Genomic DNA, 7,374 nt, shown 5'->3' on the forward strand with positions numbered 1-7,374 from the left:
TGAGCTCGGCGGCCGAGGGCAACGCCAACCAGCAGAACTTCCCGGTCAAGCAGTATGGCCAGACCTCTGGCGGCAACCGCTGCTAAGGGGCGCGCCGGATGAAGAAGGCGATGAAGTTGTTCTCGTACGCCATGATTGGCGCGTTCGTGGTCGGGCTGGGCCTCACGCTCTGGGGCTCGGCCGGCATCCTCACCGGCTTCTAAGCCACAGGAAGATATGATTTACCCTGGGCCAGACTGCCGGTATCGTGGCAGCCTACGTGTCCAACACTCATGTGCAGGTCGGTGAGCTGCCAGGTCTGATCGCCGGCACGCACGCTGCCCTTGTCGGCCTCGGACAGCCCACAGCACCCGCAGAGCCAGAGGTCGAGAAGCCCAGCGCCGCCCAGATCCGCAAGTCGGTTACCGACGAGGGCCTGATCAGCTTCATTGGTGGCAAGTCCTACAAGACGCTCAAGCGCCACCTGACCGGCCACGGCCTGGATCCCCGCGCCTATCGTGAGCGGTACGGCCTGCCCGCCGATTACCCGATGGTTGCACCGGCCTACGCCGCGCAGCGCTCAACGCTGGCGCGCAGCATCGGCCTGGGCCGCAAGGCTGCGGTTGACGTAGAGCCCGAACCAAAGGCCCCGGCCGAGCCGGCAAAGCCCCGCGGGCGTCCAAAGAAGGCAGCAACCGCGTAAGACGGCACTGAGACACTGGCCCCGTCATAAGCTCGGCCATACGCCTGCTGGATCCCGCACGGGCGTCCAGCAGGCCTCTCCATGCCGATCCGGCGCGAGCACCGCTTTTTCTATCTTTCGATCGGCCGCAGCCTCCAGCCGTGATCCCCTTTCCGGCGCGAGGAGCTTACTGTGAACCAGGGGCTAGAAGCTTGGCTTTTCGGACCGATTGCGCGGATTGTTGCGCGGTGCCGGCCATGAGGCCGCCTGTCGGCCGGCCTCCGAAGCTGGATGGGGAGGAAGCATGTTCACGCACGTCATGATCGGCAGCAACGACTTGGAGCGGGCCAGGGGCTTCTATGACGCCACGTTCGCCGCGTTGGGCGGCAAGGCTGGCAGGATGGATGAGCGGGGCAGGCTGATCTATGCCTACGCGGGCGGCCGGCTGATGATCACGAAGCCGATCGACGGCAATCCAGCGACTGCAGCCAACGGCGGGACCATCGGTATCGTCGCTGCGAGCCGCGATCATGTCCTCGCGTGGCACGCGGCCGGCACTGCGAACGGGGGGACCGCGATTGAGAGCCCACCCTCGGAGCGCCCGAATGGGGCCTTCGTTGCCTACCTGCGCGATCCGGACGGCAACAAGCTCACCGCAAGGACCCAGCCGGCGCAGTGAGCCGAGCGGCCGGCGCTCAGACGCTCGCTTTCGGCCAGATCGCGCAGCGGCATGTTGAGGCCAGGCCGCCGGGAATACCGCAGCAGCGAGCCGTCGTGGCTCCGGTCGGTCCAGCGCATGCGGTTGGGCCCAGCGGAACGAGCTTCAGACCGGAGCGTTGCGCACGCTGAATTGGACCGCACTTCGGAGGTGTCCGTGCCGCGCAGATACCCGTTGCACCTCTGGGTCGTGCGGCATGGCGAGAGTTCCGGCAACGTCGCACGCGATGCGGCCCACGCGGCGGGTGCAGCACGGATCGACATTCCTGAACGCGACGTAGACGTCCCGTTGAGCACTCTCGGTCACCGGCAGGGCGATGCGCTCGGTCGGTGGTTTGCTAGCTTGCCCGAGGCCGAGCGTCCGGAACTCGCACTTGCCTCGCCCTATCGCAGGGCGGTCGAGACGGCTGAGGCCATTAGAGCGGCTGGTGGACTCGCGCCAGACGCCCCGGCCCTTCTCGTGGACGAGCGTCTGCGCGAGAAGGAGTTCGGGATCCTGGACCGGCTGACGCGGATCGGGATCGAGCAGCTTCACCCCGAACAGGCGGATCTGCGGCGCGATCTCGGCAAGTTTTACCATCGGCCCCCCGGCGGGGAGAGTTGGTGCGACGTCGTCCTGCGCCTGCGCAGCGCATTGGATACGGTCGCGCTCCACCACGACGGCAGACGCATTCTCATCGTCGCCCATCAGGTGGTCGTGCTCTGCCTGCGGTATCTTCTTGAGGAGATGACAGAGGCCGAGATACTGGCTGTCGATGCCGAAGGCGACGTCGCGAATTGCGGTGTGACCGAGTACGTCTTCTCGCCAGATGCGGGTCCAGATGGGGGGCTTGCGCTGATCCGCTACAACTTCGTCGCACCACTTGAGGAGCAGGGTACCCCCGTTACCTCCGAGACGGACGCCGACGCGGTCGCGCAATAATTGTTCGGCGACCGGCGAGAGGGACATGCCATGGCCGCTGTCACGCCTGTCACCGAGCATCTGCTGCGGAGCCGGAGGCTGCCGGATCCGGACTGCGACAGCAAGGACGATCGCGGGCGCTTGCTGATCGTTGCCGGTTGCACGGCCCTGCCGGGTGCCGTTCTGCTGGCAGCGCACACCGCTATGCGCGCTGGTGCGGGCAAGCTGAAACTCGCGGTCTGCAAGGACATAGCGATACCGATCGGCATCGCTGTGCCCGAGGCGATGGTGATCGGCCTGCCGCAGACATCTGCCGGTGGGATTGATCATTCGGCCGCGGACGTTCTGACGTCGCAGATCGAGGGGAGCGATGCTGTCCTACTTGGACCCGGCATGGTCGAAGACGACGATACCGAGCGCCTCGTTGCTGCCCTCGTCCGCAAGGCTCGCGATTGCAAGCTCGTGCTGGACGCTGGCGCCTTCGCGGCGCTTCGGGTCGAGCCCGATCTGGCACGAACCGCTCCGAACGCCGCGGTGATCACCCCGCATGCTGGCGAGATGGCAAAGCTTTTGGATGTCGAGCGCGCGGAAATCGAGGCCAACCCTCTCTCGGCAGCAAGAACTGCTGCGGAGCAGTTCGGCACCGTCACGGTGATGAAAGGTGGGCAGACATTCGTCGTCGCTCCGGATGGCCAAGCATGGTGCTACGAAGCTGGCCATGTCGGGCTTGCAACATCGGGTTCAGGTGACACCTTGGCAGGTCTCATCGTGGGGCTGCTCGCACGTGGCGCTGACCCTGCGACGGCGGCCTTGTGGAGTGTCTATGTCCACGGTGAGGCCGGGCGACGACTCGCGCGACGCTACGGGGGCATTGGTTTCCTTGCCCGCGAGATCCCTGCCGAGGTGCCCTGCATTCTCGCAGAGGTGCTGACGTAGCGGAAAGTAGGAACTTCTCGCCGAAGTCTCAGAACCTTTGGCTGTGACGCTTCGCCGTGCCGCGCAACCGTGCCCCCGCCCACCCGTTCACGCGGAAGGATTGAGGAGGCGAATATGCCACGCGTCGCGGTAGTGACCGGAGGAACAGCCGGGATCGGGCTGGCAACAGCGCAACTGTTCGCGGCCCGTGGGTGGAGCGTCGCGGTGATCGCCCGGGATGAGACGCGATTGCGCCAGGCTGAGAAACTGCTGACCGCGCATGGCCGTCCAGTGCTGGCGATCTCCGCAGACGTCGCGGACGCGGAGGCGGTGGACGCCGCGGCGGCGCAGATCGAGGCCGAGCTCGGGCCGATCCAGGCTTGGGTCAACAATGCTATGTCGACCGTTGTCAGCCCTGCCGATCAGATCAGCCCGGAGGAGTACCGGCGCGTCACCGAGACCACCTACCTGAGTCAGGTCTACGGCACGCTCGCCGCGCTCCGGCATATGAAGCCGCGCAACCGCGGCGCCATCATTCAGGTCTCGTCCGGCCTCGGCATCCGGGCCGCACCGCTGCAGGCGGCCTACTGCGGCGCGAAGTTCGCGGTCTCAGGCTTCACCGACGCTCTGCGCTGTGAGCTGATCCACGATCGCGTGGCGGTGTCCGTGAGCGTCGTCTACCTGCCTGCCGTGAACACCCCGCAGTTCGGTTGGTCCCGAACGCGCACTGGCCGCGGGCAGTACGCGCCGGACCCGGTGTTCGATCCCCGACTCTGTGCCGAGGCAATACTCTACGCGGTCGAGCATCCGCAGCGGGAGGTGTGGGTCGGGCGGACCTCCCTCATGATGGCAGCCGCCCAGGCGATCGCGCCGGGGCTTGCCGACCGGAAGGCGGCCTCGATGTGGGACGCGCAGCTCGAGGATACGGAGAAGCCGGATCGGACTGGCAACCTGTTCAAGCCGGCGCCAGGGGAAGCTGCGGTGGATGGGAGGTTCTCGTCTCGCACGCGCACGAGCCGGCATGAGTTCTGGACGAGTCGCGAACGTGACCTGCTGGTGGCGGGCATGGCTGGCGCTGCGCTTCTTGGGCTCGCGAGCGCTGCGGCTCTGGCTCCCCGGCGGCTCCTCAGACGGCTGTAAGGGCCGGCCTGGGCGGCGGTCGGCTCTGCGCTTTCGCATCCGCCGCCGTCCCGGGTGGTAAGCTTTGCAGTCCGCCTCAGTGCGCGGGACCCTGAAATGATCTCGGTTCGGGCAGAAAGCCGCAGTTCAGGGCCCATCGACGCCTACTGTGGCCGAAACCTCGACCTGGCCAGCGGTCGCTTGTTCGCTTCGAGCAGGCCAGGGCGGAAAGGGCATCCAGTCCGTGAAAGCATCCGACGCATAGCCGTGGTCGCAAGAAGCGACCCGCCAGGGCTCGCTCTCGCCAAAGCTCCCCGGATCCCAGCGGATGACGGCTCGGCGGTCTGGCTCGCGCCGATTGATGGCGATGATCCAGCGGCCGTCACGGGGCGCCCGATCCATGAGCCGCCAGCTCCACATTGCTTGATCCTTGGATCTTCAGGCCTAGGGACCCCTAACGCTGGATCAGGTCAGATCGTTCGGTTTGCTTGATTTAAGTTTTCAATCCGTCATCGATCCATCCGGGGCGAGGCGTCCAGCGTCTCTCGCCTCAACTAAACTACGGACGGCATCGACCAGCGCCTCCGGCTCAAAGGGCTTCTGCAGGAAGCGAGCACCTGCTGGCATGGCGTCTGTCTCGGGCATGATCACTCCCGAGATGATCAGCACGGCCAAATCCGGCCAGCGAGCCGCCACGGCCTTCGCCAGCATCAGCCCCGTAAGCGGCTCGCCGTCTAGATCGATGTCGGCGACAATCACCCGCAATTCGGTATCAGCGCCGAGCGCCGAGGTCGCCGCCTCGACCGTCGGCGCCTCGATGACCCGAAGGCCGGCATCCCGAAGGGCACTGGCGGCTGCCATCATCTGAACCGGCACGTCCTCAACCAAGAGCACTGCAAACGTGCTTGGCGCGTAACCGCCTTCCATGATCACCCCGCATTCGTCTCGGCTCATCCTGAACGCGGGCGGTGCGGCTTCCGCCCCATCACGGATTGCGGCGCGGTCCACACGAGCCAGCCTCTACCGTTCCAAGGCTCGCCCGATCTGCCCGCTATCCACAGACGCGCCGATCGTCGCGGCCACGCTGGTTGAACCCTGCCGCCCGGTGATGCTTGTTCCGCAAACGTTCTGGTTTTGCGGAGGCGCTCGGATGCACTGCAACCCTGTCGAGGTCGTGCCATCCGAGGCTAAGCGGATCGCCTACGCCTACCAGCTGGCGGCCGATGGGGACGCTCGGGCCGCGCTCGTCCACGCGATCGACGACGCCCTCACCGACCTTGCTGAGGCCGAGCGGCGCTCCTTGCGCAGCGATCGGCTGATCTCTCGAGGGTTCGACTGGGGCGGCGTCCCCCTTACCGGCCCCAAGGCATGAGCCTCCGTCAGGTTTCTGAGCTGTCCCTTAGGGGCACAGCCACGATCCGCATCCGTTGCTCGGGCAGGCGCTCTGCGCCGGCTTCCCCTCGCCCGCCGACGACTTCCTGGAGGGCGCGCTCGAGCTGCCGCGTTGGCTCGTGCCGAACCCGCCAGCCACCTTCCTCTGGCAGATCAGCGGCGAGAGCATGCGCGGCGCCGGCATCTTCGACCGGGATCTCGCCTGCGTCGACCGGAGCCTGACGGCGGGACGCGATAGCATCGTGGTCGCGGTGGTCGGCGGGCAGATGTCTATCAAGCGGCTCGTCATCGGGGGCAACCGCGCGCGGCTTGCCTTCGACAACCCGGACCTGCCCGCCTTCGCCGTCGAGGATCTCGAGGAGGCGGCGATCTGGGGTGTGGTGCGCTTCACGATCCGCTGGCACCTCGTCCGCGAGCGGCTCGGCCGATGAGCCGGGCGCTGGCCTTGATCGACGGTAACAGCGTCTACTGCTCGTGCGAGCGCGTGTTCGACCCCAAGCTCGCGGGCGTGCCGGTCATCGTGCTCTCGAACAACGACGGGTGCGCCATCGTGCGGACCGCCGAGGCGAAGGCGCTCGGCATCCGCATGGGCGAGCCCTTCTTCAAGATCCGGGAGATGTGTCGCAGCCAGGGCGTGCGGGTGTTCTCGTCGAACTACACCCTCTACGGCGACATGAGCGCGCGTACCAACGCGGTCTACCGGGACTTCTCACCCCGGGTGGAGATCTACTCGATCGACGAAAGCTTCCTCGACCTATCCGACGTGCGAGCGGACCGGCGTGTCGAGCTCGCCCGCGACCTGCGGGCGACCGTGCGCGCCTGGACCGGCATCCCGACCTGCGTCGGCATCGGCCCGACCAAGACGCTCGCCAACCACATCGCCAAGAGCGTACCAGACCTCGACGGCGTCTGCGATCTGACCGACCCGGTGGCCTACGACCACTGGCTCTGCCGGATCTCGGTCTCGGAGGTCTGCGGCATCGGCCGCGCCTCGCTCGCGAAGCTTGAGGCGCTCGGCGTCGACACGGTAGCGGACCTACGCCACCTCGACCCGCGGCCGGTGCGCAAGGCGATGACGGTGGTGGGCGAGCGCATCATTCACGAACTGCGGGGGCTCGCCTGCCTGCCCCTCGAGCTGATGCCGGTCCAGCGCAGGGGCTGCGCGGTCACCCGCTCCTTCTCGTCTCGCGCATCACGGATCGGGCGACGCTGGAGCAGGCGGTCTCCGCGCACGCGACGCGCCTCGGCGAGAAGCTGCGGCGCGGTGGACTCGCCACCAACCATGTCAGTGTCTTCTACCACACCAGCGAGCACGACCGGGCCGACCCGATGCGCGCGGTCTCCACGACTGTCATGCTGCCGGAGGCGACGAGCGACACGCTCGCGCTGATCAAAGCGGCGCTGCTCGGCGTCGCCAAGACCTGGCGCGAGCCCGGCGAGCGGCCGTGGCGCTACAGCAAGGCCGGCGTGATCACCACCGACCTGATGCGGCTGGAGGACAGCCCGCGGGCGTTGATCGGGCAGATGGACCGCGAGCGCTCGGGCCCGCTGATGGCGGGGATCGACGCCTGCAACGCGCGTTGGGGCGCTGGTGCCGTCGTGCCGGCGCGCGCGGGCGTGCTGGAGAAGCGGGACTGGAGCACGAAGTTCGAGATGCGCACGCCGCGCT

The 7,374-nt window shown here is 67.1% G+C and carries 7 protein-coding genes and 2 pseudogenes; 8 read left to right on the plus strand and 1 reads right to left on the minus strand.

From position 1 onward, the window contains the following. Positions 1-226: 226 nt before the first annotated feature. From AX737_RS14865 to AX737_RS14885, 5 genes are all read left to right on the plus strand, one after another. Positions 227-682 carry a MucR family transcriptional regulator gene (locus AX737_RS14865; RefSeq protein ID WP_066922544.1) on the plus strand — a complete coding sequence of 152 codons (456 nt, stop codon included), beginning with the start codon at positions 227-229 and terminating at the stop codon, positions 680-682. 283 nt (positions 683-965) lie between these two features. Further along, positions 966-1,340 (plus strand): VOC family protein, encoded by a 375-nt coding sequence (locus tag AX737_RS14870; protein WP_066922546.1) that lies wholly within the window; start codon positions 966-968, stop codon positions 1,338-1,340. A 213-nt stretch (positions 1,341-1,553) separates the two neighbouring features. After that, a complete protein-coding gene (locus tag AX737_RS14875) occupies positions 1,554-2,300 on the plus strand; it encodes a histidine phosphatase family protein (RefSeq protein WP_238229589.1) in 747 nt (248 codons plus the stop codon). Positions 2,301-2,330: 30 nt separating this feature from the next. Further along, positions 2,331-3,215, plus strand: coding sequence for an NAD(P)H-hydrate dehydratase (locus AX737_RS14880; RefSeq protein ID WP_066922548.1), 885 nt, complete (start codon positions 2,331-2,333; stop codon positions 3,213-3,215). Positions 3,216-3,329: 114 nt separating this feature from the next. Then, positions 3,330-4,334, plus strand: a complete 1,005-nt coding sequence (locus tag AX737_RS14885; RefSeq protein ID WP_066922550.1) for an SDR family oxidoreductase — start codon at positions 3,330-3,332, stop codon at positions 4,332-4,334. 480 nt (positions 4,335-4,814) lie between these two features. Here the strand turns inward: AX737_RS14885 and AX737_RS14890 are convergent, their stop codons facing one another. Next, positions 4,815-5,240: a response regulator gene (locus AX737_RS14890; protein ID WP_066922556.1), complete on the minus strand. Its 426-nt coding sequence runs from the start codon at positions 5,238-5,240 to the stop codon at positions 4,815-4,817. A gap of 223 nt (positions 5,241-5,463) precedes the next feature. On the opposite strand from AX737_RS14890, the gene AX737_RS14895 reads away from it, so the two are divergent. The 3 genes and pseudogenes from AX737_RS14895 to AX737_RS14905 all read left to right on the plus strand — a co-directional run. Next, positions 5,464-5,685 (plus strand): hypothetical protein, encoded by a 222-nt coding sequence (locus AX737_RS14895; protein ID WP_066922552.1) that lies wholly within the window; start codon positions 5,464-5,466, stop codon positions 5,683-5,685. Further along, positions 5,682-6,136 (plus strand): annotated as a pseudogene (umuD, locus tag AX737_RS14900) (translesion error-prone DNA polymerase V autoproteolytic subunit). The gene AX737_RS14895 and the pseudogene umuD overlap by 4 nt, the downstream one beginning before the upstream one ends. After that, positions 6,133-7,374 (plus strand): annotated as a pseudogene (locus tag AX737_RS14905) (DUF4113 domain-containing protein); the annotation flags it as partial. The pseudogenes umuD and AX737_RS14905, both read left to right, overlap by 4 nt.

The organism is Methylobacterium sp. CCH5-D2, from assembly GCF_001556475.1.
In the GTDB taxonomy this organism is placed as follows: Bacteria; Pseudomonadota; Alphaproteobacteria; order Rhizobiales; family Beijerinckiaceae; genus Methylobacterium; species Methylobacterium hispanicum.

Excerpts from the sequence above, each read along its gene's own strand:
- AX737_RS14885 (WP_066922550.1), top strand. The coding sequence starts at position 3,330 with ATGCCACGCGTCGCGGTAGTGACCGGAGGAACAGCCGGGATCGGGCTG.
- AX737_RS14880 (WP_066922548.1), top strand. The coding sequence starts at position 2,331 with ATGGCCGCTGTCACGCCTGTCACCGAGCATCTGCTGCGGAGCCGGAGG.
- AX737_RS14890 (WP_066922556.1), bottom strand. The coding sequence starts at position 5,240 with ATGGAAGGCGGTTACGCGCCAAGCACGTTTGCAGTGCTCTTGGTTGAG.
- AX737_RS14895 (WP_066922552.1), top strand. The coding sequence starts at position 5,464 with ATGCACTGCAACCCTGTCGAGGTCGTGCCATCCGAGGCTAAGCGGATC.
- AX737_RS14870 (WP_066922546.1), top strand. The coding sequence starts at position 966 with ATGTTCACGCACGTCATGATCGGCAGCAACGACTTGGAGCGGGCCAGG.